Source organism: Flavobacterium subsaxonicum WB 4.1-42 = DSM 21790 (assembly GCF_000422725.1).
Taxonomy (GTDB): domain Bacteria; phylum Bacteroidota; class Bacteroidia; order Flavobacteriales; family Flavobacteriaceae; genus Flavobacterium; species Flavobacterium subsaxonicum.
Map to the genome: position 1 here is coordinate 22,029 of NZ_KE383910.1, position 26,399 is coordinate 48,427.

Here is a 26,399-nt window from a genome sequence, read left to right on the forward strand (position 1 = left end):
CGGGTTATAAAACCCTGAACACAAAACCCACAACCCGATAACTATTATTATACTTCGGCAAGCATTTTTTGTCCGGCCTCTATAGCGTCTTCAATGGTACCTTTAAGGTTAAAGGCAGCTTCAGGAAGGTGATCCAGTTCGCCATCAATAATCATGTTAAAGCCTTTAATGGTATCTTTAATATCTACAAGTACACCAGGTATACCTGTAAACTGCTCTGCTACGTGGAACGGCTGAGAAAGGAAACGTTGTACACGGCGTGCGCGCGATACAGATAGTTTATCCTCATCACTAAGCTCTTCCATACCAAGGATAGCAATAATATCCTGTAGCTGCTTGTATTTTTGTAATATTTCTTTAACACGTTGTGCACAGTTGTAGTGCTCATCGCCAAGAATTTGCGGGGTAAGAATCCTTGAAGTAGAATCTAACGGGTCTACCGCAGGGTAAATACCAAGCTCGGCAATTTTACGAGAAAGTGATGTTGTTGCATCTAAGTGGGCAAAGGTTGTAGCCGGTGCCGGGTCGGTTAAGTCATCCGCAGGTACGTAAACCGCCTGAACCGATGTAATAGACCCTTTTTTGGTAGATGTAATACGCTCCTGCATAGCGCCCATCTCTGTAGCAAGTGTAGGCTGGTAACCTACCGCTGCCGGCATACGGCCAAGCAGACCAGATACCTCAGAACCCGCTTGTGTAAAACGGAAAATGTTGTCTACAAAGAAAAGTACGTCTTTACCTTGTGCTTCGCCAGCACCATCACGAAAATACTCTGCAATGGTAAGGCCTGATAAAGCAACACGTGCACGGGCTCCCGGCGGCTCGTTCATCTGTCCGAAAACAAATGTAGCCTTAGATTGCCTCATACCTGCTTTATCTACTTTGCTAAGGTCCCAGCCACCGTTTTCCATAGAGTGCATAAAGTCGTCGCCATATTTAATAATGCCAGACTCAAGCATCTCTCTTAAAAGGTCGTTACCCTCACGTGTTCTTTCACCTACTCCTGCGAATACCGAAAGACCACCGTGACCTTTAGCTATATTGTTAATCAACTCCTGTATAAGTACTGTTTTACCAACACCAGCACCACCAAATAATCCAATTTTACCACCTTTTGCATAAGGCTCGATAAGGTCGATTACTTTAATACCGGTAAATAAAACCTCTGATGAAGTAGAAAGATCTTCAAATTTTGGTGCCGAACGGTGAATTGGCAATCCACTATCGCCTGCTTTAGGCAGGTTACCAAGACCATCAATAGCGTCTCCAATTACATTAAACAAACGTCCGTAAATATCACCGCCAATAGGCATCTGGATAGGAGCACCTGTACCGGTAACCTCGTAACCCCTGCTAAGGCCGTCTGTTGAGTCCATTGCTATGGTACGAACGATGTTATCGCCCACGTGCGATTGTACCTCAAGTACTAATAATGAACCATCTTTTTTAGTGATCTCTAATGAATCGTAGATTTTTGGAAGCGCGGTATTTTCGGTGTCAAACACCACATCTACCACCGGCCCGATAATCTGTGCAACTTTTCCTATTACTTTAGACATTGCTTATGTATTTATTAAACAGCTATTTATCGTTTTTGAAAAAACCTATTTTTTTCGAGTGCAAAGATAGTTTTTTATTACCCAATTATGCAAATTTTAATATTGCGTTTTTTGCAATAAAAAACCGCATTTTACTAAATACACCCACTAATTGTAGTTATAGGGTATTTGCTTTTGAGAAATTGTACGTGAAGTTATATTTTTTGAGGGGCTTGTTTAAGCATTTCACTTATTATAAACTTTTGTGAGTTTTCCTCATAGACATTCCTGCTCTCTCTGTTACAATCTGCCCATGCCCGGCAGTAATCAGATCATCGAAGGATTGTATGCTGTTGTTTTTTCATAGTTATTAAATTAACAGTTACTATTCATTTAAATGCATATTCAAACCATTACTTATAATTTTTGGCCAGCCAATTTTACCTAATTTAATATTATCAAAAGCGTAGAACATGAAAGACAACCCTAAACCATAAGCAAATCCATCGGTTGTTTGAGGACTATAAAACGACTTATCTTCCATAAAAAATGGTGATTCAATTTGTGTACCAATTGCTGGGATAATTAATGAGCTATAATCTGCTATAATTAAATCCGGCTGCATACTTTGCTCTAAAGAAGATATTTTTATTAAAAGCTCATTAGTTCCAATATTTGTTTCCAAAATTTGCTCATTACTTTTCCTCCTGACTCCACGAGAAAATATTGCAGTGTAAATTGGATTTCCTTTTGTTGGCCAATGAGGCTTTGGTTTTAAAAAAGGAATACCATTTACCGAATATTTACTATACTTAACATCTTGTCTGTATAATTTCTTTACATTCTGGCATTGCGACCAAGCTTTTTCAATTGTATTTCCGCCTGATCCCTCTATAATTAAGGTGTTTTTTGCCTCGATATATGCGAATACTGCTTCAAAAGGAATTTGTTGTTTTTGAGCAAATGTGTTATCTTCCAATAATCTTAAAGTTGGAAAATGGAATTGGTCGTAAATTATTATATCGTCTCCGACCGAATTCCCATCAACTGTGAATATACTTCCCCTGCAAATACCATAATAATTTGGCAAGGCAACTCTCAAGGATTTACATAAAGCTATTTCAAATTCATCACCAAAATCAAAATTGTAAATTGTCGAAATTTCATTAAAATTATTTAAGAACTTTTGACTAATGTTCTTCAGAAAATCATTATACATGTAACCCATATGCAAAATATTAATTTTTATTAACACAAAATTTATTCTCAGCGGCTTCAGTAAAATTCATGAACCCTACCCCTGCGGATTAAAACACGCGTGCAGCATTTTATACAGTTCGGGGTGTTTGGCTTCTAACAAATCGGGGCGTTCAAAAAAATATTCAGATACCACCGCAAAAAACTCGGCTTGATTGGTGCCGCCATACTCACGAATATCCGATTTATCGTCGTTAATCTCCTCCATGGTTTTGTGCATTAAATCCAGCCATGGTAAAATGTATTGCTTTTGCAGTAACTGCTCCGGTATACCATCGGTAGCACCATCCATCTTATCTATTAAATGCACAAACTCATGAATACCAGTGTTGCTTTTATCGGTAGTGTTGCTAAAACCGTGGTGCAGTGCCCGGCGGCTCAGTATCATTTGCTTTTCGAACCTTCCCGAACCCACCAGCCCGCCAATATTGCGCGACGCAGCGGTATCGGCAAATTCCAGATCGTTATTAAAATAGTCGGGGTACAGCAAAATACCGCTTAAGTTGTAGTAATGCCACTCTTTAAAGCCAAAAACCGGAATTACGGCACTACAGGCAATCAGTATCTTATCCAGGTCGGTAATCTCAATTTCCACACCCTCAATATACACCTCGCTTAAAAACAGCATCATGCGCTGCCTGAATTCGGGTTGCCTTTCGGCCGGCAGTTCGCGGTAAAAATGCACATTGTCCTGCAACAGCTCCAGCCACCCCTGTGGGAAAGCCTCCACTACACCTTTATTAGGTTTTTTATATAAAAAGAAGCCCGCAAGTAGTGCCGCCACTAAAAAAATAACGTAAATCATTTCTAACTTTTGTTTGGATGTAGGCCGATTTATAAATTGAGCCCAAGGCAAATTAGGCCTACACCAAACATAGCAAATTACGCTTTAACAAAAAAAGCCCTTAAGAATTTCTTAAGGGCTTTTGGTAAACTATATAAGCAGGTTACTCTACCGTAACCGATTTTGCTAAATTTCTTGGCTGGTCTACGTTACAGTTACGCATTACCGCAATGTGGTAGCTTAATAACTGTAGTGGTATGGTAGCCAACAGCGGCGACAGGGCATCGCTGGTTTCAGGAATTTCAATAACGTGGTCGGCCAGGGCTTTTACCTGAGTATCGCCTTTGGTTACAATGGCAATAATTTTACCGCTACGGGCTTTAATTTCCTGTATGTTGCTTACAATCTTGTCGTAATGCTCCTGTTTTGGTGCAATAACCACAACCGGCATACGCTCGTCTATCAGTGCAATAGGGCCGTGCTTCATCTCTGCAGCAGGATAGCCTTCGGCATGTATGTACGATATTTCTTTTAGCTTAAGTGCACCCTCTAAAGCCACAGGATAGTTATACCCCCTGCCCAGGTAAATGCAGTTTGGCGCATCTTTATAAATAGATGCTATAGTTTGCACCTCTAAATTGGTCTCTAATGCCTGTTGCACTTTTTCAGGAATTAATTCCAGCTCCTGTAAGTAGCGGAAATAATCAGCCCTTGCCATAGTGCCTTTAGCACGCGATATACGCAATGCCATAAGGGTTAGCAACGTAATTTGGGTGGTAAATGCCTTGGTAGACGCCACACCAATCTCAGGGCCTGCGTGTGTATAAGCGCCGCTGTGTGTTTCGCGGCTAATGCTCGAACCCACAACGTTACAAACACCAAATACAAACGCACCGCGCTCTTTTGCCAGTTTAATGGCTGCAAGCGTATCGGCAGTTTCGCCCGATTGCGATATGGCAATTACCACATCATTCGGACGGATAACCGGGTTACGGTACCTGAATTCCGACGCGTATTCTACCTCTACCGGTATGCGTGCAAACTCCTCAAAAATATATTCTGCCACAAGGCCGGCATGCCAGCTTGTACCACAGGCAATAATAATTATCCTGTCGGCGTTCATAAATTTCTGAAGGTTATCCTCCACGCCAGACACCTTTACAATACCCTCGTCTACCCTAAGCCTACCCCTAAAGGTATCTTTAATAGCGTTAGGCTGCTCGTAAATTTCTTTAAGCATAAAGTGGTCAAAACCACCTTTTTCTATCTGCTCCAGGTTCATTTGCAGTTCCTGGATATACGGGTCTACTAAAGAGTCGTCTTTAATCTTACGAATTTTAAGCGGCTTTTTAAGGCTGATGATTGCCATCTCCTCGTCATCTAAATACACCGCGTTTGGCGTATATTCGATAAACGGAGAAGCGTCAGACGCTACAAAAAACTCACCTTCGCCCACACCAATGGCAAGGGGGCTACCCAAACGTGCAGCCACAATTTCATCGGGGTTTTGCTTATCAAAAACAGCAATAGCATAAGCGCCCACCACCTGGTTTAATGCAATTTGCACTGCTTTGCCCAGTTTAATGTGCTCTTGTTTTTTAACTTCTTCTATAAGGTTTACTAAAACCTCTGTATCGGTATCCGAATGAAATACGTACCCTCTTTTTATAAGCTCCTTTTTAAGGGGCTCGTAATTTTCTATAATCCCGTTGTGTACAATAACTAAATTGCCCGAGTTAGAAAGATGGGGGTGCGAGTTAACATCGTTAGGTACACCATGTGTAGCCCAGCGTGTATGGCCAATGCCTATGTTGCCGGTAGTGGTTATCTCTTTTTCGGCACGAGCCTCTAAATCGCTAACCTTACCTTTAGTTTTGCTAAGTTTTAGCCCGGTTTCGTCATACAATACAACCCCGGCGCTATCATACCCTCTGTACTCCAGCCTTTTTAGGCCTTTAATTACAATGGGATATGCCTGCCTGTGACCTATGTAACCTACAATTCCGCACATAATCTTTTAATTATTCTGGTTTAGTGTAAAAAATTTCAAGCTTAAGTCGCTTGTCGTAATCAGCATCGCCTACAGGTATATTACTACCGTAAAGGATGGTGCCGAATGGATGCATTACCGATGCAGCCGGTAAAGCCTGTACCTGTTGTGTACCGGCATAAAAAGGTGTTCTTACATAAGCGTTATTGGTAAGCTCTATACTCTCTGTAACATAAAGCGCCAGTTTAACGTTGGTAGAATCTTTATTTACCAGGTTGTTAATATGGTCGGTAATCCTCATTTTATACGTTTTTATCCTTTTGGTTGCCCCCGTACCCGAATAGGTATCGTAAAGGCCTCCAAAAATATATTTGTTAAATTTAGGAAAACCGCTAAGCGTGGTAACATCGGTATAAAAATCGTAAACAGGCCTTTTGTTTTTAACATCATATAAAAACAGCCTTATTGGCTCTTTAGCCTTTTGTCCTTCGGGGGCATAATCCATAGCCGTTTCATCAACGGTAAAAATAAGGTTAGCCTCGTTAATAAGCACCCTGTTGCCACCATTGTTTATTGCCTTAAGGGCATCTATGGAGTTTTGGTTAATATCTATATAAGCCGCAGATCCTTCGCCACCCTTAACATACAATTTAGCATCTCCGGTTATGGGCGAAGAGTTATTTATTAGTTGAGTGTATAGTATTGCAGAGTCTGTATCGTATGTATTCTCAAAAAAGTTAATGGTGTTGCCTGTAAGGTTAAGCACTAACGTTTTGCTGGTGTATTTTGTAGTACCGTCATCATTTAAAACAATGGCACCGTTGCTGCGGGTTACATCGCGGTAGCGCAATGTAATAGTACCCTCTGCAAAACGTGGGGCTACCATAACACCCTGGCCGCCAATTTGCTCTGCTTTAAAATAAATACCCCTAAAGTACTCTGTAAACACATTATTACTGGCAAGTTTACCGGTATCTTCCTGGTTTATAATAGCCTCCTGAAATATGCTTTTATTTAACGGTAAAAACATGCCCGGGGCAAGCCTCTCAACCGTTTTAATATTCTGGTCGTTTGCCGTGGTAGATGCCTTACGGTCTATCTCATCGGCACTTACAGTAAAATCAATATTAGGCAGCGTAGCGCCTGTGGCATCTACTAAAAGGCTTTCGCCGGCCTGCGCATCTATAAGTGGCTTATCGTTATTATAATATCTTTGTGTAATATTGCCATTAGCAGCAGCATCGGTACCTCTTAAGTAGTAATTATTTTTTAGTACACTTAACCTAAATTGATCGGTACGGCTACCGTAAACAGAATCGGTTATGGTATACGTACTTTCGCCATCGGCATCGGTGCTCGCAATAGTACTGTAATACGGCACATAAAGGTAAACCGAATCTAATACAGGCGTATCAAAAGTTGGTGCTGTAGTGGCAAGCTGCACCTGGGTAACATAGCTGGCAATGGTTTTGCCAAACACGGGATTTTTATAAACCCCAAGGGTATTAACCGTTAGGTTATTACTCTGCACATTGCCCAAAGGGCCATCGTAAGCAGATATGGCAGCGGTGTATTTTATAAGGCTGTTGTGTATGTCGCCATCTACAACATCAGATCCAAGCTCATTATAATCAGTATCGCAAGCAGACACTATAAAAACTAAACTTAAGGCAAAAAGAAAACTCTTTATTAGGGGAGACCTATTATTCATACAATTTTTTTAGGAGGTTTACTATAAAACCTGATTTCTATAGAAATTAGTATATGCCGATGCAAAATTATCTTTCGGCACAAATTCCAGGAATGGTTTTCCTGACGCTTCTATAAATGTAACAAGCTCATCAGACAGGTTGTCTGACGCTATAATAACGGCATCAGAGTGGGCAATACTTGCCTTCATGATGTTTTGGTAGTTAGGCACCTCAAGCACGTTTACATCGCTTGCCGGTATATCGTCAAACAATACCTTTTTAAGCATCTCGTTATCCAGCGTGCCTTCAAAACCCTGGCTGTATACAGATGTTACTATTTTAGTATCGGCAAAAAGCGCCTCATCTTTATAGTAATGTTTCATGTATACGGGCAGCATTGCGGCCATCCAGCCGTGCACGTGTATAATATCGGGCACCCAGTTAAGTTTCTTAACGGTTTCTACAACGCCTTTAGCAAAAAAAATAGCCCTCTCATCGTTGTCAGGGTACAGTACCCCGTCTTCGTCGCTAAAAGTTGCTTTTCTTTTAAAATACTCATCGTTGTCTATAAAGTACACCTGTATCCGTTCTTTCGGGATAGAAGCAACCTTAATAATAAGTGGCATATCCATATCGTTAACCACAAGATTCATCCCCGATAGGCGGATAACCTCGTGCAACTGGTGTCTGCGTTCGTTTATGTTGCCATAACGTGGCATAAAAATTCTTATCTGGCCGCCTTGGTCATTAATCATTTTCGGCACATCGTAAGACATTAACGAAACCTCATTCTCAGCCAAATAAGGCACAACTTCAGATGATACGTACAATATCCTCTTATCCTCCATCTTCAATACTTAATTTATTTGGGTGTAAAAATTCATGCAAAATTAAACATTTTTGCGCAGTTTATAACTATATATTAATTTTGCATGGTTAATAATACACACGCAATGCTGATTTTCAACAAAAAAGACCTCCTGCAAAAGCACTTAACGCCCTATTTACAGGCTAATAGCCCAATAGGCTTTGTACCAACAATGGGCGCACTGCACAAAGGCCACCTCGCGCTTATGGAGCAATCCGTAAGCCAAAATGCCATAACGGTGGTAAGTATTTTTGTAAACCCCACACAATTTAACAACCCGGAGGACTTAGATAAGTACCCGCGCACCTTAGATGCCGATGCTGCAAAAATAGCAACCCTTAGCGATGCTATTATTATCTTTGCCCCATCGGTAGACGAAATGTACGAGGGCCACACCCAGTCTGAGCATTATAGCTTCGACGGGCTCGAAAACCAGATGGAAGGCGCCCACCGCCCCGGCCATTTTGATGGCGTAGGCACCATAGTGAGCAAACTGTTTGACATTGTAAAGCCCACCAATGCTTATTTTGGCGAAAAAGACTTTCAGCAATTGCAAATTGTAAAGAAACTGGTACAAAAAAACCACATGCCCATTAATATTATTGGCTGCCCCATAAGCCGCGAAGCTAACGGCCTGGCAATGAGCTCCAGGAACGAGAGGCTTAGCGCCGATGAAAAACAGGGTGCCGCTTTTATTTACAAAACGCTTTTAGAAGCCCGCGATAAATTTAAAAATGAGGCCATACCCACTGTAATACAGTATGTTGAAAAAGCTTTTGCAAGCCACCCCGAATTTAAGCCCGATTATTTTGAAATTGCCCGCGAAGACACTTTAGAACCCGCAACTTTAAAAGAAAATGCAAAATACAGGGCTTTTGTTGCAGTTTTTTTAGGCAATGTTAGGCTAATAGATAATATTTCATTAAATTGATTACCTTTGCGCCATGCAAATTCAAGTTGTAAAATCCAAGATTCACCGCGTTAAGGTGACGGGAGCCGATTTAGACTATATAGGCAGCATTACTATAGACGAAGCGCTTATGGAGGCTGCGAATATGATTGAAGGTGAAAAAGTTTCGATAGTAAACGTTAATAACGGCGAACGCTTAGAAACTTATATTATTAAAGGAAACAGGAACAGTGGAGACATTACCCTAAACGGGCCTGCCGCAAGAAAGGTACAAAGGGGCGATATAATTATTATCATTTCTTACGGTATCCTGGATTTTGAAGAGGCCAAGACATTTAAGCCCTCTATTGTGTTTCCTAACGAAACAGATAACACGCTAACGTAGTTTTGAAGAAAAAAATAACCCGCATTTTAAGTATACTACTCCCACTAACCCTGGGAGTTTTTTTAATTATTTACAGCTACAGGCAGCTAACGCCAGAGCAGCTTGCCAACTTAGCCGTAAGCTTTAAAAATGCCGATTACCTGTATGTATACCTTGGGTTGTTTGTGGGTGTTACCGGCTTTTTGGCCCGTGCCTACCGTTGGAAGTATACCCTGGCGCACATGGGCTACACTGCCCCCTTTCCTGTAAAGTTTGGTGCCGTGTGCATTACTTATTTAATGAACATGACCATACCCCGATCTGGCGAGGTTAGCCGCGCACTGGTGCTTAAGCGCTATGCCGGCGTACCGTTTGATAAGGGTTTGGGCACCATAATATCCGAAAGGGTGGTCGACCTTTTTATCCTGCTTTTTTGCATGGGCGGTACGGTGCTGCTGCAATTTAACGATCTTAAAGAATATCTCTCTACCATACCCTTTCAAAAACTGCTGGTTTATGGCACGGTAGCACTGCTTTTGTTTATAAGCTCGGTGATTTTTTACATTTACTCTAAAGCAGAGTGGCTTAAAAAACTAAAATTAAAAATTTCCGGCCTTGTAGAGGGCGTGCTTAGTGTGTTTAAAATGCCCAACAAATGGCCTTTTTTACTGCTATCGGTTTATATATGGTTTACATACATATTGGTATTTTACATTACCATTTTTTGCCTGCCAGAAACGTCTAACCTAAGTTTTAGTGCTGTTGCCACAGCATTTGTTGTGGGCAGTATTGCCATTACTTTTAGCAATGGCGGTTTGGGTGTTTTTCCGGTTGCGGTGGCCAATATTTATGCCATGTACGGTATATCTTACACAGCGGGCACAGCGTTTGGCTGGATCGTATGGGCATCTCAGGTAACTGTGATTATTTTTCTGGGGGGGCTGTCTTTTTTAATACTTCCGTTACTGTATAGAAAAAAATAATCACTAAATTGCCTTGCTATTTTACCCCCTAAAATGTAATGCAATGAAAAACAAACTACTAGTACTCATTTTGTTTGCCGCGCTGCCCTTATTTGCCCAGACAAGGACAGAGGAAATTATTTCTACAAAACTTAACGCAACGCGCGATATTACCATCACTTTCCCGCAATATTACGAAGAGGATAAAGGCAAAGTGTACCCCCTTTTACTGGTTTTGGATGGCGAGTACCTTGTAGAGCCCTTTAAAGGCATTATGCAGTACGCCAACTATTGGGATGACCTGCCCGAAGCTATTATTGTGGGCATTAACATGAATGAGGATAAGCAGCGCGAAGAAGATACCCGCATTAGCGAAACCACAGGCCTGCCCGAAGGCAGCAGCAACCAGTTTTACGAATTTATAAGCTCGGAACTTTTACCGTACCTGCAAAAAAAATACCGCATATCGCCGTTTAAAGTTATTGCGGGGCACGATGCCACAGCAGGTTTTTTAAACTTTTTCCTGTACAAGCAAGACCCGTTGTTTACAGGCTTTATTTGCTTTAGCCCTACCCTGGCCCCCGATATGGAAACCCAGGTGCCTACCATGCTGGAGCAGGCTAAAAGGCCGGTATTTTTCTATATGGCAACATCTGATGGCGATGTAGAAAAAATGCAAAAAAGGATAATGACGTTTGATACCAACCTTAAAGCGGTAAAAAATCCTAACCTTAGGTACTTTTTCGAAAAATTTGGCGATGTATCGCATTACTCCCTTGTGCCTTATGGTGCGCCGGGTGCGCTGTACAGCATGTTCTCGTCGTACAAGCCAATTTCATCAATAGAGTACCGCGATAAGATTGTTACCCTGAAATCGGGTTATGTAGACTATCTTAAAGAAAAATACCAGATTATAGAAAAAGACCTTGGCGTTAAAATGACGGTGCGTATTAACGACATTAAGGCGGTTGAGGCTGCTATTATGAAGAATACCATGTATGATGAGCTGCGCGACCTGGCCGACCTTGCCAAAAAAAATTACCCAAAAATGATTATTGGCGAGTATTATGATGGCCTGTATTACGAAATGACGGGCAACCTTAAAAAAGCCAAGAAAGTATATTTAAACAGTTACACGTATAAGAGCGTTGGCGATTATACAAAAGATTTTATGATAACCAGGGCAGAAGGCCTTAATGTGGATTAATGTTGAATGGCGAAAGTTAAAACGGCATTTTACTGCCAAAACTGTGGCACACAGTATGCCCGTTGGCAAGGACAGTGCAACTCCTGCAAGCAATGGAACACCATTGTAGAGGAGATTATTCAGAAAGAAGAAAAAACAGCCTGGAAACCCACATCGGGCGATGGCAAAAGGGTGTCAAAACCTTTAAGGATTACCGAAATAGACAGCGCACATGAAGTGAGGCTGGATACTACCGATGGCGAACTTAACCGCGTGTTAGGCGGTGGCCTGGTACCGGGGTCGCTTACCCTTTTAGGCGGCGAACCGGGCATAGGCAAGAGTACGCTTATGCTGCAAATATCGCTTAAGCTGCCTTACCGCACCTTATACGTTAGCGGCGAAGAAAGCCAGAAGCAGATTAAAATGCGTGCCGAGCGTATTACGCCGTCGGCAGATAATTGCTTTATCTTAACCGAAACCAAAACCCAGAATATTTTTAAGCAGATAGAGGCCATAGAGCCGGAGGTGGTTATTATAGACTCCATCCAAACCCTGCATACCGATTATATTGAGTCGTCTCCCGGCAGTATATCCCAAATAAGGGAAACTACCGCCGAGCTTATAAAATTTGCCAAAGAAAGCAATGTGCCCGTTATACTTATTGGCCACATTACTAAAGATGGCAGCATTGCCGGTCCAAAAATACTGGAGCACATGGTAGATACCGTGCTGCAGTTTGAGGGCGACCGCAACCACGTGTACCGCATACTGCGTTCGCTTAAAAACCGTTTTGGCTCTACGGCCGAACTGGGCATTTACGAAATGCTGGGCACCGGCCTGCGCGAAGTGGCTAACCCATCGGAAATTTTAATATCGCATAAAGAAGAAGAGCTTAGCGGTACCGCCATTGCCACAACGTTAGAGGGCATGCGCCCGTTAATGATAGAAATTCAGGCCTTGGTAAGCTCTGCCGTATACGGCACACCACAGCGCAGCACCACCGGCTATAATGCCAAAAGGCTCAACATGATATTGGCCGTTTTAGAAAAAAGGGCGGGCTTTAGGCTTGGTGCCAAAGACGTTTTTTTAAACGTAACCGGCGGTATAAATGTAGACGACCCTGCCATAGACCTTGCCGTTGTTGCCGCTATATTATCCAGTAACGAAGACATTCCGGTTAATAAAGACTACTGTTTTGCCGGCGAAATTGGCCTGTCGGGAGAGATTCGCCCGGTAAATAGAGCAGAACAACGCATACTGGAAGCAGAAAAGTTAGGATTTTCTACTATTTTTGTATCTAAGTACAACAAGATCTCATTAAAAAATACTTTAATAGAAATTAAACTGGTGGCAAAGATAGAAGATGTTGCAGCCCACCTTTTTGGTTAAAATTACATGCGCAAACTCAATTTTAAAAAAATAGCCTTTAGGGCACTTATTATACTGGGCGTACTATTTATAGTGGCAGCTGTTTCATTTTTTGCCTTCAGAAATATGGCGCTTCAAAAAGCCATAGTAAAGGTATCCGATAAAATGGCCCGCGATTATAACGCTTCGTTTACTGTAAAGTCGGCTTCATTTAAAGGCCTTTCGGGCATAGAGATGAAGGGCATTACCGTTGTGCCCAAAAATGCCGATACCCTTTTGCAGGTAGAGCAGGTTACCACCAGTATTAACCTTTCTAAAATACTTTTAGGCGATGTGCAACTGGGCACACTCGAAATGACCAACGGCTACGTACAGCTGGTTAAAAAAGACAGCCTGGGGTGGAATTTCCGCTCGTTTATGCGTCCCAACAAAAAAGATAAGGAAGAAGATACCGACACCGGCGATGGCTATGCCGACCGCGCCTACAGGATACTTACCAAAGTGCTTAACCTGGTACCTACCGACATGAAACTGCAAAACCTTGCCCTGCGTGTAAACGATATGGGCCGCAAGGTTAACCTTAACATGCAGCAGCTTCGCCTGGCCGATAACAAACTGGAGAGTACCATTAACGTTACCGAAGATACCATTACCCAAACGTGGAAGGTTAACGGCATGGCCGACCCCCGTAACCGCCTGGCCGACCTTAAATTTTTTAATACCGATACCAGCCGCATTATAGTGCCTTACATACAAAACCGTTATAAAATTAAAACCGGTTTTGATGCCATACATGTTAACCTGCAAAATATGGAAATGGATGGCGGCGAACTGCATATAGATGGCTATGCCTCTATCCAGAATTTTATGGTTAACCAGCCAAGGCTTGCCGTTAAAGATGTGGTTATAGATAATGCCCGCTTTGATTACCACATGCTTTTTGGCGACGATTTTATTGCGCTGGACAGCACCTCAACCGTGCAGCTTAACAAGATAAAGTTCAGCCCGTTTGCAAAGTTTAGTGTCGAAAAAGATACTATATACCAGTTAAAGGCACACATACCCAAAATGCCGGCGCAGGATTTTATATCATCTTTACCCAACGGGTTGTTTACCAATTTTGAAGGCATGGAGGCCGAAGGCGATTTTAGTTACAACCTCAACTTTCTGTACAATAAAAACAAGCCGCATGCCCTTGTGTTTGACAGCAGCATTAAAAAAGACGGACTTAAAATTACCAAATACGGTGCCGCCAACCTTGCCAAGTTAAACACCGAGTTTACTTACCGCGCCATAGATAATGGCCGTGCCCAGCGCCCGGTTATTGTAGGCTACGGCAACCCCTACTACACGCCACTCGACCAGATATCGCCGTTTTTACGCAAAGCCGTACTTACCAGCGAAGACCCCTCATTCTTTTCGCACCGCGGTTTTATAACCGAGGCGTTCAGGCAGAGCATCATCAAAAATATAAAGACCAAAAAATTCTCACGTGGCGGCAGCACCATAAGTATGCAGCTGGTTAAAAACGTATTCTTAAACCGTAACAAAACCCTGTCGCGCAAGCTGGAAGAAATTCTGCTTGTATACATTTTAGAAAACAACCGTATTGCCAGTAAAGAGCGCATGCTGGAGGTGTATTTTAATATTATAGAATGGGGCCCCGATGTGTACGGCATTGGAGAGGCTGCCAGCTATTATTTTGATAAAGCGCCATCGCAGCTAACGTTAGACGAGTGCGTGTACCTTGCAAGCATTATACCAAGCCCTAAAACATTTATGTACCGCTTTGGCGAAGACGGCAACCTTAAAGGCTACGCCCAAAGGCACAACAAATATATGAGGGATATTATGCTTAGGCGGGGCCTTATAACTGCCGAAGATACTATTGCACAATCGGGTAAAATTACTATAAATGGCCGTGGCCGTGGCCGCTTAAGGCTTAACGAACGCAGCATTTTTGTAGCCGATTCGGTACAAATAGACGAGTTTTTTAAAAACCTGAGCAAACAGGCGTTTTAATTGTTTTCGGTAAAAATTTATTCAACCACAAGCGCTACGCGCCACTAAGCTTTTCGCCAGGTACACAAAGCAGTATTGCACAAAGACAGCAGGTTGTAAACAACCTGAAGAACATAAAGCTTTGTGCCCTTTGTAAACAACAAAGTTGTTCTTGTGTACCTATAAATAATCCTTGTGCAACTTTGTGAAAACCCTTTGTGCCTTTGTGGCAATTTCGCTTAAAAGTATATTTTTCACATCCCTCCCAACCTTTCGTATAAAAAAGTGCTCTATATATAAAAGCTAAAACTTTATATAATGAAAAGAGCCTTATTAATGCTACTGTTGCTATGCGGCATGGCATACGCACAAAAACCTGTTTTTACAACGGCCAAAGTAAAAGCCGCTACCGTATATTTTAATGCTGCCGAAATTACCCAATCGGCAACGGTTAACCTGCCCGCAGGCACCAGCGAAATTGTAGTTAAAAACGTGGCCGACTACCTTAACGAGGGCAGCGTGCAAATTGGCGCACCGGCCACGCTTACGGTACTTTCGGTACAGTTTACCACGAATTATATATCAGAATTTGAACCCGATGAAACCTCGCCTGCCCTTAAGCGTGTTCGCGACAGCATTGCCATCGTAAAAAAAGAACTGGAAAAAACCACCACCCTAAAAGCATCCGAATTTAAAATACTGGAACTGCTGGATAAAAACAACCAGGTATACGGGCAGCAATCCGGGCTTAGCGTGGCAGAGCTGGTAAAAATGGTAGACTACTATAAGGCCAAACGCAACGAAACATCTAACACCATTAACGCCCTTACTGATAAAGAGCAAAAACTAAACGAACTATTTACCAAACTGAGCAGCCGTTTAGAGACCAATACCCGCGAGGCCGAGAAAACATCGGCAGGTAAACTGGTATTGCAGGTTATGAACGAGCAGGCGGGCAATGTTGCGTTAGACATTAGCTACCTTACGGGCAACGCCTCCTGGACGCCTTTTTACGATTTACGTGCTGATAATACAACCGACCCAATTAACATGCTTTACAAAGCGCAGGTGGTACAGCAAACGGGCATCGACTGGAAAAAAGTAAAGCTAACCCTGTCCAGCGGCGTACCCAACCAAAACAACCAGGCACCGGAAATAAACCCGTGGTTTTTGCAGTATGGTTCTGCAATTTATGGTAACAGGGCACCGGGTATACAAATAAGAGGTGTAGCTTCATCGGATAAAGAACAATTAAATGAAGTTGTGGTAGAAGGTTACCGCAGCAAAGCTAGCTCAGTATCGGCCAATACAACCATTACAGAGAACCAGCTTAGCGTATCTTTTGATATTGATATTCCGTATGATATTGCCTCCAACGGTAAAAAGCATAGTGTTACACTAAAAGAAATTAAGCTGCCGGCAACCTACAGGCACTATGCCGTACCTAAAGCCGAAAAAGAAGCCTTTTTAATGGCCGAAATTAACGACTATTCTAAATACAACCTGCTTAAGGGCGAAGCCAACATTATTTTTGATGGCATGTATGCCGGCAAAACATTTATAGACCCTAACCAGACTACCGATACGCTTCGCCTGGGTATGGGCCGCGACAGAAAAATTTCTATAGAGCGCGAAAAAGTGGTAGAAAAGTCGGGTACCAAATTCCTTTCTTCCCGCAGGGAGCAAACCTTTACGTATGATGTTACCATTCGCAATAACAAAAAAGAGGCGGCCCAAATAGTGGTAAAAGAAAACTACCCCATTAGCACCGATAAAGAAATGGAAATTGAGCTGTTAGAGAGCAGTAGCGCCGATGTTAATAAAGAAACAGCCCTGCTACAATGGGATATTAAACTTAAACCCGGCGAAACCAAAAAACTACGCATAAGCTACAAAGTTAAATACCCGAAGGACAGGAGCATTATTAACTTGTAACATTAGGGCCGGAAAATTCTTCCGGCCCTTGCTATTTATAATGTTTTGTTAACCAGTAAATTGCTTAGGCACTTAGTTGCTAACTTTACTATAACAATTTACAATACAAACAACTATGAAAACAAGATTACTTTTAGGGGCGTTGCTGTGTTATGGTGCCGCCTTTGCCCAGACTATTGAACTGGAAGAATTTGCCACAGGCTTTACAGATCTTACCGAGATTACCCATGCCGGAACTGACCGCTTTTATGTTGCCGAGCAGGGTGGCACGATCAGGATACTTAACGCCGATGGTACCGTTGGCGATACTCCGTTTTTAGATATAACCGACATACTTTCTACAGGTGGCGAAAGGGGCCTGCTTGGTCTGGCTTTCCATCCTGATTACGAAGACAACGGCTACCTGTATGTTAACTACACCAATTTAGAGGGCAGTACCGTTGTTGCCCGCTACACCCGCAGCGCAGAGAATGATATTACTGCCGATCCTGCTTCGGCGGCGATAGTACTTACCGTGGCACAGCCTGCTGCTAACCACAACGGTGGCTGCCTGCGTTTTGGCCCAGATGGCTACCTGTACATTGCCATGGGCGATGGCGGTGGTGCCGGCGATCCCGATGGTAACGGCCAAAATAAAAATGTACTGCTGGGCAAGCTGTTGCGTATAGATGTTAACAGCGGCGCGCAATACGGCATACCCGAAGGCAACCCTTTTGTAGGTATAGATGGTTCTGATGAAATTTGGGCATACGGCTTACGCAACCCCTGGAAATTTTCGTTTAACCGCCTTAATGGCGACCTATGGATTGCCGATGTGGGCCAGGGGGTTATCGAAGAGATTAACAAAGCAACAAGTACCGCTGCCGGCTTAAACTATGGCTGGAGGTGCTACGAGGGTACCCAGGTATACAACAATACAGGCTGCTCTACAGCAGAGATGTTCACCCAGCCTTTTGCCGAATATACCCATGAAGCTACTGATGGCTGCTCTATTACAGGAGGTTATGTATATACCGGTACTACCTACCCTAACCTGGCAGGCAAATATATTTTTACCGATTATTGTAACAATAAAATTGGATGGGCTGCTGCCGATGGTACACTTAGTTATAGCGAAGCCTTTACCGGCAATGAGTTTACTGCCTTTGGCGAAGACATAGATGGCGAATTGTACGTGGGCGGAAAAACATCGGGTACTATTTATAAAATTACCGATAGCAGCCTTAGCACTAAAGGCTTTAACAACAAATTGTTTAGCATGGCGCCCAACCCTGCAGGCAGCGAGGTATTTATTAACCTTAACAACGCCACTGCCAACACGGCCGTATCTATTTACGACCTTGGCGGAAAATTACTGCTGCAACAGCCACTTACCACCACTGCTAACCGTATAGATACATCGGCATTACAGGCAGGCATGTATTTGTTAGAAGTTAACAACGTCAACGGAAAAAACACCCAAAAACTGGTTATAAACTAACCGCTATTATACAAAAAAGAGCCCCGCACTGCGGGGCTCTTTGCATTTATAGGCAAGCCATTACAGCTCGTTAAGCAATTTAGATATCTCGTCTAACTTAGGCGTAAGGATAATTTCTATCCTCCTGTTTTTTGCTTTACCATCGGCAGTTTCGTTACCGGCAACAGGGGCAAATTCGCTACGCCCGGCAGCAGTAAGATTTTTAGGGTCTACCGTTTTGTTTTCCCTTATAATGTTTACAATAGCTGTGGCACGTTTAGTACTAAGGTCCCAGTTATCAGTAATCTGGCCTGTACCTCCGTAAGGCACATTATCGGTATGGCCTTCAATAAGCACGGCAATATCCGGGTTATCGGCAAGTACTTTAGCTACTTCAACCACAGCTTTTTTACCTTCGGGGTTTACCGTCCAGCTACCAGAGCCAAACAATAGTTTGTTTTCCATGGATACATACACCTTACCGTTTTTCTGTTCAACGGTAAGCCCTTTACCCTGAAAGCTGTTTAACGCTTTAGACAGCCTGTTTTTAAGCGCAGTAAGGTTGGCCTCCTGTGCTGCCATTATACCTTCCAGCTCGTCTACGCGGGCAGAGCGTTCTTTTAATTCGGCGCTAAGCTTATTAAGCCTTTCCTGTTCTGCGGCAAGCGCTTTTTCTTTCGCCTCAAGCTGGGCTAAAAGCTCGCGGTTCTTTTTAACGTTGGCGTTAAGTGCTGCGCTACTGTCATTCTCTAAAGCCGAGTACGACGATTTTAAATTATCAAGCGTAGATTTTGTAGCTGCATAATCAGCCGCCAGTTTATCGCGTTCGGCTTTAAGCTTATCTAACTGCCCCTGCAGGTCTTTAGATTTAAGGTCAAGCTGGTTTCTATCTTTAGTAAGTGCCGCGTTTTCGTCGGATAGCTTACGGTTTTCTTTCTTTAAGTTAGCGTGTTTGTTTTCCAGGTCCTGAAATACCTTTTTAGAAACACACGATGTGCTAAGGGCCATTATTAGTAACCCTAAAGAGATTCTTTTAATCATTCTATTTTTGTTTTATTTGGTATAATGGCTACAGCAAGAACCTTGCCTTTTTTCTTAAAATTTAGTTAAATTCAAGTAAAACCGGGCAATGGTCGCTGTGCTTAGCTTCGGGCAAAATCACGGCACGGGTCAGGCGTTCCTTCATCGGTTCGGTAACCAGTGCATAATCAATACGCCAGCCTTTGTTATTGCCACGTGCACCGGCGCGGTAGCTCCACCAGCTGTAATGGTGCGGGTCTTTATTAAAATGGCGGAAACTATCTACAAACCCGTTTTTAAGAAACGCATCCAGCCAGGCGCGTTCTTCCGGCAAAAAGCCCGATACCTTAGCATTGCGCACAGGGTCGTGTATATCTATCGCCTCATGGCAAATATTATAGTCGCCACACACCACAAGGTTAGGCAGTTCCTGCTTAAGGTTGGTAATATACTCCTGAAAATCGCGCATGTACATAAACTTGTGGTCCAGCCTGTCTATATTGGTGCCCGATGGCAGGTAAAGGCTCATAACGCTAAAAGTATCAAAATCCAGGCGAAGGTTGCGGCCTTCAAAATCCATGTGTTCTATACCTGTGCCATAAACCACGTTATTGGGTTTGTGCTTGCTGAATACCGCCACACCGCTATAGCCTTTTTTTTGAGCCGAAAACCAGTAATGATACGGGTAACCGGCATCTTCTATCTCTTGTATGGCTACCTGGTCGTGGGTGGCTTTAATTTCCTGCAGGCAAATAATATCGGGGTCGGCCTGTTTTAACCAGTCTATAAATCCTTTAGTAAATGCAGCTCGTATGCCATTTACGTTGTATGAAATTATTCTCATTAGTGTAATTTGATTTCCAAAAATAACCAAATTTACGAATACATTATAGCAATACTTTTTATTTACCCTTAACTAACTTTATAACAACATTTTAAGTGTTATTTTAGCAAAATAATTAAAAAAGCGTATACCCTTTAACGTTTCGCTATAATTGCTATCTTTGTGGTTCGCCCGAAACACAAATGTAGATGAGTTTAGTTACTGCTAAAGAGGTTGCGAAAGCAATAAAAGCTGACAAATATGGGTTTTTAGGGACTTTTACCGGATGGCTGCTGATGAAGGTACTGAAGATTTCTACCATGAATAAAATTTATGACAGGAACAAGCACCTTAACGACTTAGAATTCCTGAATGCCATACTTGATGAGTTCCAGATAAAATTTGAAATACCCGAAGAAGACCTAAAACGCCTGCCTAAAACGGGCGCTTATATTACTATATCTAACCACCCACTGGGAGGCATAGACGGCATTTTGCTTTTAAAACTTATGGTAGAACGCGAACCAAGTTTTAAAATTATAGCCAATTTTTTACTGCACCGCATAGAGCCGCTTAAGCCTTATGTTATGCCGGTTAACCCTTTCGAGAATCATAAAGATGCAAAATCCAGCGTTACGGGTATTAAAGATGCGCTGCGCCACCTTAAGGAGGGCCAACCCCTGGGGATTTTTCCGGCAGGTGAGGTTTCTACCTATAAAGATGATAAGCTTGTTGTAGATAAACCGTGGGAAGAAGGCGCTATCAAGTTCATAAAAAAGGCTAATGTACCGGTAGTACCCATTTACTTTCATGCCAAGAACAGCAGGTTGTTTTACTTTTTATCGCAAATTAGCGATACGCTGCGCACTGCTAAACTACCATCTGAACTGCTTACCCAGAAAAACAGGGTTATCAGGGTACGAATTGGCAAACCCATTAGTGTTGCAGAGCAGGCAGAACACGAAGGCCTGGAGGCATACTCTGAATTTTTGAGAAAGAAAACCTACATGCTGGCCAATCCGTACGAGAAGGATACCAACCTTATAGATACCTACACCTCTAACCTTAACCTTAAGCTTAATAAAGGCCCCAAGCAAATTGCCGGCCCTGCATTACAGGATAAGATAGTGGCAGAAATTGCACAGCTGCGCAAAGGCGATGCCCGCCTGCTGCAAAGCAAAAATTACGAAGTATTTTTTACATCGGCCGATAAAATACCCGCCATACTGCATGAATTGGGCCGCCTGCGCGAAATTACGTTTCGTGCCGTAGGCGAAGGTACTAACGAGTCTTTAGACCTTGATAAATACGACAAATATTACCACCACATGTTTTTGTGGGATGACGATGCCAAACAGGTTGCCGGTGCTTACCGCATGGGCCTTGGCGCTCAGATATACAAAAAATACGGTATAGACGGTTTTTACCTGCACGACCTGTTTAGGTTTGAACCCGAGCTGTATGATATGATGAGCAAGTCGATAGAAATGGGGCGTGCCTTTATTATTAAAGAGTATCAGCAAAAGCCAATGCCATTGTTTTTATTATGGAAAGGCGTTGTGCACTTAACACTGCATTACCCGGAACATAAATTTTTAATTGGCGGGGTTAGCATAAGCAACCAGTTCTCTGATTTCTCTAAATCGTTGATGATAGAGTTTATGAAATCGCATTACTACGACCCGTATATTGCGCAATACGTACACCCTAAAAAAGAGTTTAAAGTAAAGCTTAAAGATGGTGATAAGGACTTTGTTTTTAACGAAGCCGAAGCCGACCTTAATAAATTTGATAAGATAATAGAAGAGGTAGAGCCGGGCAACCTGCGCCTGCCGGTACTTATTAAAAAGTACATTAAACAAAATGCCAGGGTTATTGCCTTTAACGTAGACCCATTGTTTAACAACTCTGTAGACGGACTTATGTACATTAGGATAGCCGACCTGCCCGAAAGCACAGTACGCCCCGTAATGGAAGAATTTTTAGCCGAACTGGAACGCAAAGTTGCCGAAAAAGGCGAAGAGCATATATAATATAAAAAAGCCCTCATTGGAGGGCTTTCTTTATATCTAAAATTCGGTTTTACCTATCTGGTTAAACTCATCCATATCGGGCCTTTTAGGGTCCGGGCCAAATTCGTTAGCGCCAACGGTACCTTCGGTACAAAATAATATTAATATGTAAATGTTGGCAATGGGCACAAAGGCTAAAAGATAAAACCAGCCACTTTTACCCACATCGTGCAGCCTTCTAACCGCTACTGCTACACTGGGCACAAGAACCGCCAAACCATATAGCCCGTAAGCAAACGCAAAAATGCTGGATATAGCCATTAATATTCCCAGGGCAATCATCACTATAAAGTTACCCAGTAAAAAATACCAATACTCGCTTCGCCTTGCACGGCCTTCAAAATTTGCATAGTTATCCCTAACTACTTTTAAGTACCATTCTATCATTTTATTATAATTGTTGGTTGGCCTACTCGTAAGGATTTTCGGTTGCTCCCCGTTTTTTTTAAATGATTTCGGCTATCACGTAATAGCTAAGGTACTAAAAAACAATAGGTAATATTATAAAAATATGTTATCATTTGGCTGCCACAACTCAATCTTGTTCCCCTCGGGGTCCAGTATCCAGGCAAACTTGCCATAATCGTAACTTTCGGGTTCGCCCACAAGGGTAACACCTTCTGCCTTTAAGACTGTTAACAGGCCATCCAGGTCGTGCACCCTGAAGTTTTGCATAAACTGCTTTTCAGACGGTTTAAAATAAGTGGTATCTGCCTCAAAGGGCGACCATTGCGTAGAAGCAGCGTTGCCGTTGTTATCTTTCCACCAAAAGGTACAGCCGTAGTCATCGGTAGCAAGGCCAAGGTTCTTTTTATACCAGTTGCGCAATAATTCTGGGTTTTCTGCTTTAAAAAACACACCGCCAATACCCGTAACCTTAACATCTTCTTCGTCCTTGGCAGGCGCGCCAAAGTACACCGCCTTAATTTTATCTACAATAACCTGAGCCAGACGTTCGTGGCTCTCGAACGTCCAACCTGCTATGTGTGGCGTTAGCAACACATTATCGGCGTTAAGCAAATATTCAAAAGCGGGCGGCATGGCCTCATCTGTAAATAAATTCTCGAATGACAGCTTTTCATATTCCAAAACATCTAATGCTGCGCCCAGTATTTTTTTAGATTGTAGTGCCTCAGCAAGGTCATGCGTTACCACACTATTGCCACGGGCGGTATTAATAAACCAGAAGGGCTTTGCAAAACCGTTAATAAGGTTAGCATTAACCATTTTATCGGTCTCCGGGGTCCAGGGCGTGTGCAGGCTTACTACATCAACCTTTTGCTGAAACTCTTCTAAACTTACCTGTTTAGCATTGGCATCGCCTACCAAAGGCTTAATGTCGTAGCACAGCACCTCAACATCAAAACCCCTAAGCTTTTTAGCGAACGATTTACCCATGTTACCATAGCCAATAATACCAACCGTTTTACCATCAAGCTCGTGCCCGCGGTTGCCCTCGCGCATCCAGTTGCCATTCCTGATTTCTCTATCGGCTTTATTTAGATTGTTGAATAATGACAATAGCATTCCCAGTGCCTGCTCTCCCACAGCGTTGCGGTTACCCTCTGGTGCTGCAATAAGGGCAATGCCCTTGCTTTCGGCATAAGCCGTGTCTATACTCTCCAGCCCTGCGCCTACCCTGGCAATAAACTGCAGGTTGGTGGCGGCATCTAAAAAGGTTTTATCTATCTTAAACCGGCTGCGGATAACAATACCGTTATAGCCCGCAATTTTAGCCTCAATTTCCTGTTTGGTCGATTTATAATCGGCTTCATTTTTAAAACCGGCCTGTTGCAGCTGATCCCAAAGTATAGGGTTGTTGCTGTCTATGTGGAGTACTTTTATATGGGTTTCGGGTTGTGGGTTCATAGTTAAGAGTTATAAGCACAAAGTTACACAAACAAGGTACAAAGATTCGCAAAGAATTTTGAACACTTATGCGTACACTAAGTTGTTGCGGATAAAATTTTACCAGCACAGGCTTCGTTATGTAACGTTGCGGAATTTCCTAAAACCCAAGTATCAGTTTCGCGATCGAAAAATAAATTAAGATACCGCAAATATCGTTACTGGTGGTAATAAACGGACCGGTAGCAAGTGCGGGGTCTATGCCAAATTTATTTAAAAGTATGGGGATAAATGTACCTATTAGCGATGCAATTATAATTACCGATATTAGCGATACACAAACCGTAAGGCCAAGCTCAAAGCTTACGCCCAACAAAAAGTGACTGCCTAAAATTAGTATAATGGCCAGTATAGAGCCGTTTAGCAAACTAAGCATTACTTCTTTTATTAGCCTGTTAAACAACGATCCGCTAAGGGTGTTGTTGGCAAGGCCCTGCACAATAATGGCGCTGGATTGTACACCCACATTACCGGCCATTGCCGCAATGAGGGGCGTAAAGAAAAACAGGTTACCGTGGTGTATCATGGCGCCGCTAAAACCCTCTAAAAGGCTAACGCTTATAAAGCCACCCAACAGTGCCAGTACCAGCCACGGCAGGCGGGCTTTAGTAAGGTCCAGGATGCTGTCATCGGCCTCTACATCCTGCGATATACCTGCTGCCAACTGGTAATCTTTGTCGGCTTCGTCTTTAATAACGTCTACAATGTCATCAATGGTAATACGGCCCACAAGGCGGCCCAGCTCGTCTATAACGGGTATGGCCTCAAGGTCGTACTTTTGCATAATACGTGCTACCTCAACATCGGGGGTAGTAACTTTAACGGAGTCTACTTTGGGTATATAAACCTCGCTGATGGGGGTTTTGGTAGATGTGGTAAGCAAATCTTTTAAAGACAATCGGCCTTTTAGGCGGTTCTCGTCATCTACCACATAAATAGAGTGCACCCGCTGAACGTTCTCTGCCTGTATGCGCATTTCTTTAACGCAGGTAAGCACTGTCCAGTTTTCGTTAACTTTTACAAGCTCTTTACCCATAAGTCCACCGGCCGTGTCTTCGTCGTAACGCAACAGGTCTACAATGTCTTTGGCGTGCTCTACGTCTAAAAGCTCCGATATAACCTCTTCCTGGCGGCTTTCGGGTAATTCGGCAATAATATCGGCCGCATCATCCGTACTAAGCTCATCCAGCTCTTCGGCAATTTCTTTAGGCGAAAGGCCTTTTAAGATCTTTTCCCTAACCTCTTCGTCGAGTTCCAGCAGTATCTCTGCCGTCTTTTCGCTGTCCAGGATGTGGAAAATATAAATAGAATCAGCGTCATCCAGTTCGCCCATTATTTCGGCAATATCGGCGTAGTGAATATCAGCTAAGAGCGTTTGTAACTCCTGCTCACGGTTTTCGCTAACGTATTGCTCTATCTGGGTGATGAAATCCCTACTGATCTTAAACTCCATTTGCCGCTATTTTTTGGGTAAGGTCTATAAATTGTTCCACCGAAAGCTGTTCCGGACGGAGGTCAAAGATAGTATCTTCCTTTAAATTATCCGATAGGTTATATGTTTTTAAACTGTTACGAAGCGTCTTTCTGCGCTGGTTAAATGCCATTTTTACCACAGCAAAAAACAGCTTTTCGTCTACCGGCAAATGGTAGTTTTCTTTTCGCGTTAAGCGCAGTACGCCACTCTTAACTTTTGGTGGTGGGTTAAACACATGCTCATCAACGGTAAAGAGGTATTCGGCATCATAAAAAGCCTGCACCAGTACCGATAAGATACCGTAAGCCTTGGTGCCTTTTTTCTCGCAAATGCGCTGTGCCACTTCTTTTTGGAACATGCCCGAAAACTCCGGTATGCGGTAACGCAGCTCCAGTGCCCTGAAAACGATTTGCGTAGAAATGTTGTACGGAAAGTTACCGATAATGGCAAACTGGTCGTCGCCAAAATCTTCGCTCAGGTTATAGCGCAAAAAATCTTTAGAGATAATGTGCCCTTCCAGTTTTGGGTAATGCGCATTTAGGTAGTCTACCGATTCGGTATCAATTTCTATTACAAACGTTTCTGTAGGTTTTTCCAGCAGGTACTTTGTAAGCACGCCCATGCCGGGGCCTATTTCCAGTATTTTAGAATAGCCCTGTAGCGTAAGGGTGTCGGCAATATTTTTGGCAATGCCCTCGTCTTTAAGAAAATGCTGCCCAAGGTGTTTTTTGGCTTTTACTTTATCCATGTGTATGTGTAACATCCCGCACCATAACAGGCTCCGGGCAG

General features: G+C 42.9%; 21 protein-coding genes and 1 pseudogene. 9 read left to right on the top strand and 13 right to left on the bottom strand.

The features are described 5' to 3' along the window. Positions 1 to 47: 47 nt before the first annotated feature. The 6 genes from atpD to G509_RS0116800 form a co-directional block, all read right to left on the bottom strand. The gene (gene atpD, locus G509_RS0116770) at positions 48 to 1,559 is read right to left on the bottom strand and encodes a F0F1 ATP synthase subunit beta (RefSeq protein ID WP_026992597.1); all 1,512 of its coding nucleotides are present in this window, start codon (positions 1,557 to 1,559) and stop codon (positions 48 to 50) included. A 364-nt stretch (positions 1,560 to 1,923) separates the two neighbouring features. Then, entirely contained in the window at positions 1,924 to 2,766 is an 843-nt protein-coding gene (locus G509_RS22370) for a DUF6602 domain-containing protein (protein ID WP_035739287.1), read from the bottom strand. Positions 2,767 to 2,832: 66 nt separating this feature from the next. After that, positions 2,833 to 3,600 carry a M90 family metallopeptidase gene (locus tag G509_RS0116785; protein WP_026992599.1) on the bottom strand — a complete coding sequence of 256 codons (768 nt, stop codon included), beginning with the start codon at positions 3,598 to 3,600 and terminating at the stop codon, positions 2,833 to 2,835. Between the two features lie 142 nt (positions 3,601 to 3,742). Further along, complete coding sequence (glmS, locus tag G509_RS0116790) at positions 3,743 to 5,590, bottom strand: glutamine--fructose-6-phosphate transaminase (isomerizing) (protein WP_026992600.1); 1,848 nt, start codon at positions 5,588 to 5,590, stop codon at positions 3,743 to 3,745. A gap of 10 nt (positions 5,591 to 5,600) precedes the next feature. Further along, the gene (bamH, locus tag G509_RS0116795; RefSeq protein WP_026992601.1) at positions 5,601 to 7,280 is read right to left on the bottom strand and encodes a BamH family beta-barrel-assembly machinery protein; all 1,680 of its coding nucleotides are present in this window, start codon (positions 7,278 to 7,280) and stop codon (positions 5,601 to 5,603) included. A 21-nt stretch (positions 7,281 to 7,301) separates the two neighbouring features. After that, positions 7,302 to 8,108 (bottom strand): glycogen/starch synthase, encoded by an 807-nt coding sequence (locus G509_RS0116800; protein ID WP_026992602.1) that lies wholly within the window; start codon positions 8,106 to 8,108, stop codon positions 7,302 to 7,304. 105 nt (positions 8,109 to 8,213) lie between these two features. On the opposite strand from G509_RS0116800, the gene panC reads away from it, so the two are divergent. From panC to G509_RS0116840, 8 genes are all read left to right on the top strand, one after another. Further along, a complete protein-coding gene (gene panC / locus G509_RS0116805) occupies positions 8,214 to 9,059 on the top strand; it encodes a pantoate--beta-alanine ligase (RefSeq protein WP_026992603.1) in 846 nt (281 codons plus the stop codon). A 13-nt stretch (positions 9,060 to 9,072) separates the two neighbouring features. Next, complete coding sequence (panD, locus tag G509_RS0116810; protein WP_026992604.1) at positions 9,073 to 9,423, top strand: aspartate 1-decarboxylase; 351 nt, start codon at positions 9,073 to 9,075, stop codon at positions 9,421 to 9,423. Positions 9,424 to 9,425: 2 nt separating this feature from the next. Next, entirely contained in the window at positions 9,426 to 10,385 is a 960-nt protein-coding gene (locus tag G509_RS0116815) for a lysylphosphatidylglycerol synthase transmembrane domain-containing protein (RefSeq protein WP_026992605.1), read from the top strand. Between the two features lie 43 nt (positions 10,386 to 10,428). After that, positions 10,429 to 11,571 carry an alpha/beta hydrolase gene (locus tag G509_RS0116820; RefSeq protein WP_026992606.1) on the top strand — a complete coding sequence of 381 codons (1,143 nt, stop codon included), beginning with the start codon at positions 10,429 to 10,431 and terminating at the stop codon, positions 11,569 to 11,571. A gap of 6 nt (positions 11,572 to 11,577) precedes the next feature. Next, positions 11,578 to 12,939, top strand: a complete 1,362-nt coding sequence (radA, locus tag G509_RS0116825) for a DNA repair protein RadA (RefSeq protein WP_026992607.1) — start codon at positions 11,578 to 11,580, stop codon at positions 12,937 to 12,939. Between the two features lie 6 nt (positions 12,940 to 12,945). Then, complete coding sequence (locus G509_RS0116830; protein ID WP_026992608.1) at positions 12,946 to 14,940, top strand: transglycosylase domain-containing protein; 1,995 nt, start codon at positions 12,946 to 12,948, stop codon at positions 14,938 to 14,940. Between the two features lie 297 nt (positions 14,941 to 15,237). Next, a complete protein-coding gene (locus G509_RS0116835; protein ID WP_026992609.1) occupies positions 15,238 to 16,854 on the top strand; it encodes a DUF4139 domain-containing protein in 1,617 nt (538 codons plus the stop codon). Between the two features lie 115 nt (positions 16,855 to 16,969). Further along, the gene (locus G509_RS0116840; RefSeq protein WP_026992610.1) at positions 16,970 to 18,334 is read left to right on the top strand and encodes a PQQ-dependent sugar dehydrogenase; all 1,365 of its coding nucleotides are present in this window, start codon (positions 16,970 to 16,972) and stop codon (positions 18,332 to 18,334) included. Between the two features lie 60 nt (positions 18,335 to 18,394). Here G509_RS0116840 and G509_RS0116845 read toward each other — a convergent pair whose 3' ends face one another. Together G509_RS0116845 and G509_RS0116850 are read right to left on the bottom strand one after the other, a co-directional pair. Beyond that, complete coding sequence (locus tag G509_RS0116845) at positions 18,395 to 19,354, bottom strand: OmpA family protein (RefSeq protein ID WP_026992611.1); 960 nt, start codon at positions 19,352 to 19,354, stop codon at positions 18,395 to 18,397. Positions 19,355 to 19,415: 61 nt separating this feature from the next. Then, positions 19,416 to 20,177 carry an exodeoxyribonuclease III gene (locus tag G509_RS0116850; RefSeq protein ID WP_026992612.1) on the bottom strand — a complete coding sequence of 254 codons (762 nt, stop codon included), beginning with the start codon at positions 20,175 to 20,177 and terminating at the stop codon, positions 19,416 to 19,418. Positions 20,178 to 20,365: 188 nt separating this feature from the next. Here G509_RS0116850 and G509_RS0116855 point away from each other — a divergent pair, with 188 nt between their 5' ends. Then, the gene (locus G509_RS0116855) at positions 20,366 to 22,189 is read left to right on the top strand and encodes a GNAT family N-acyltransferase (RefSeq protein ID WP_026992613.1); all 1,824 of its coding nucleotides are present in this window, start codon (positions 20,366 to 20,368) and stop codon (positions 22,187 to 22,189) included. 36 nt (positions 22,190 to 22,225) lie between these two features. On the opposite strand, the gene G509_RS0116860 is transcribed toward G509_RS0116855, so the two are convergent. From G509_RS0116860 to rsmA, 5 genes and pseudogenes are all read right to left on the bottom strand, one after another. Then, entirely contained in the window at positions 22,226 to 22,615 is a 390-nt protein-coding gene (locus tag G509_RS0116860) for a DUF805 domain-containing protein (RefSeq protein ID WP_207382721.1), read from the bottom strand. Positions 22,616 to 22,729: 114 nt separating this feature from the next. After that, a complete protein-coding gene (locus G509_RS23840) occupies positions 22,730 to 22,903 on the bottom strand; it encodes a VOC family protein (protein WP_342341418.1) in 174 nt (57 codons plus the stop codon). A 231-nt stretch (positions 22,904 to 23,134) separates the two neighbouring features. Next, positions 23,135 to 24,097, bottom strand: a pseudogene (locus tag G509_RS22375) (2-hydroxyacid dehydrogenase); the annotation flags it as partial. A 139-nt stretch (positions 24,098 to 24,236) separates the two neighbouring features. Beyond that, positions 24,237 to 25,589, bottom strand: coding sequence for a magnesium transporter (mgtE, locus tag G509_RS0116870; RefSeq protein ID WP_026992615.1), 1,353 nt, complete (start codon positions 25,587 to 25,589; stop codon positions 24,237 to 24,239). Beyond that, on the bottom strand, positions 25,579 to 26,358 hold the full coding sequence (rsmA, locus tag G509_RS0116875; protein WP_026992616.1) for a 16S rRNA (adenine(1518)-N(6)/adenine(1519)-N(6))-dimethyltransferase RsmA: 780 nt from the start codon (positions 26,356 to 26,358) through the stop codon (positions 25,579 to 25,581). Before rsmA ends, mgtE begins: the two co-directional genes overlap by 11 nt. Positions 26,359 to 26,399 lie beyond the last annotated feature (41 nt).

Excerpts from the sequence above, each read along its gene's own strand:
- radA (WP_026992607.1), top strand. The coding sequence starts at position 11,578 with ATGGCGAAAGTTAAAACGGCATTTTACTGCCAAAACTGTGGCACACAG.
- G509_RS23840 (WP_342341418.1), bottom strand. The coding sequence starts at position 22,903 with ATGCAAAACTTCAGGGTGCACGACCTGGATGGCCTGTTAACAGTCTTA.
- glmS (WP_026992600.1), bottom strand. The coding sequence starts at position 5,590 with ATGTGCGGAATTGTAGGTTACATAGGTCACAGGCAGGCATATCCCATT.
- rsmA (WP_026992616.1), bottom strand. The coding sequence starts at position 26,358 with ATGGATAAAGTAAAAGCCAAAAAACACCTTGGGCAGCATTTTCTTAAA.
- G509_RS22370 (WP_035739287.1), bottom strand. The coding sequence starts at position 2,766 with ATGGGTTACATGTATAATGATTTTCTGAAGAACATTAGTCAAAAGTTC.
- G509_RS0116785 (WP_026992599.1), bottom strand. The coding sequence starts at position 3,600 with ATGATTTACGTTATTTTTTTAGTGGCGGCACTACTTGCGGGCTTCTTT.
- G509_RS0116850 (WP_026992612.1), bottom strand. The coding sequence starts at position 20,177 with ATGAGAATAATTTCATACAACGTAAATGGCATACGAGCTGCATTTACT.
- bamH (WP_026992601.1), bottom strand. The coding sequence starts at position 7,280 with ATGAATAATAGGTCTCCCCTAATAAAGAGTTTTCTTTTTGCCTTAAGT.
- G509_RS0116845 (WP_026992611.1), bottom strand. The coding sequence starts at position 19,354 with ATGATTAAAAGAATCTCTTTAGGGTTACTAATAATGGCCCTTAGCACA.
- atpD (WP_026992597.1), bottom strand. The coding sequence starts at position 1,559 with ATGTCTAAAGTAATAGGAAAAGTTGCACAGATTATCGGGCCGGTGGTA.
- mgtE (WP_026992615.1), bottom strand. The coding sequence starts at position 25,589 with ATGGAGTTTAAGATCAGTAGGGATTTCATCACCCAGATAGAGCAATAC.
- G509_RS0116840 (WP_026992610.1), top strand. The coding sequence starts at position 16,970 with ATGAAAACAAGATTACTTTTAGGGGCGTTGCTGTGTTATGGTGCCGCC.
- G509_RS0116820 (WP_026992606.1), top strand. The coding sequence starts at position 10,429 with ATGAAAAACAAACTACTAGTACTCATTTTGTTTGCCGCGCTGCCCTTA.
- G509_RS0116800 (WP_026992602.1), bottom strand. The coding sequence starts at position 8,108 with ATGGAGGATAAGAGGATATTGTACGTATCATCTGAAGTTGTGCCTTAT.
- panD (WP_026992604.1), top strand. The coding sequence starts at position 9,073 with ATGCAAATTCAAGTTGTAAAATCCAAGATTCACCGCGTTAAGGTGACG.
- G509_RS0116855 (WP_026992613.1), top strand. The coding sequence starts at position 20,366 with ATGAGTTTAGTTACTGCTAAAGAGGTTGCGAAAGCAATAAAAGCTGAC.
- G509_RS0116830 (WP_026992608.1), top strand. The coding sequence starts at position 12,946 with ATGCGCAAACTCAATTTTAAAAAAATAGCCTTTAGGGCACTTATTATA.
- panC (WP_026992603.1), top strand. The coding sequence starts at position 8,214 with ATGCTGATTTTCAACAAAAAAGACCTCCTGCAAAAGCACTTAACGCCC.
- G509_RS0116860 (WP_207382721.1), bottom strand. The coding sequence starts at position 22,615 with ATGATAGAATGGTACTTAAAAGTAGTTAGGGATAACTATGCAAATTTT.
- G509_RS0116835 (WP_026992609.1), top strand. The coding sequence starts at position 15,238 with ATGAAAAGAGCCTTATTAATGCTACTGTTGCTATGCGGCATGGCATAC.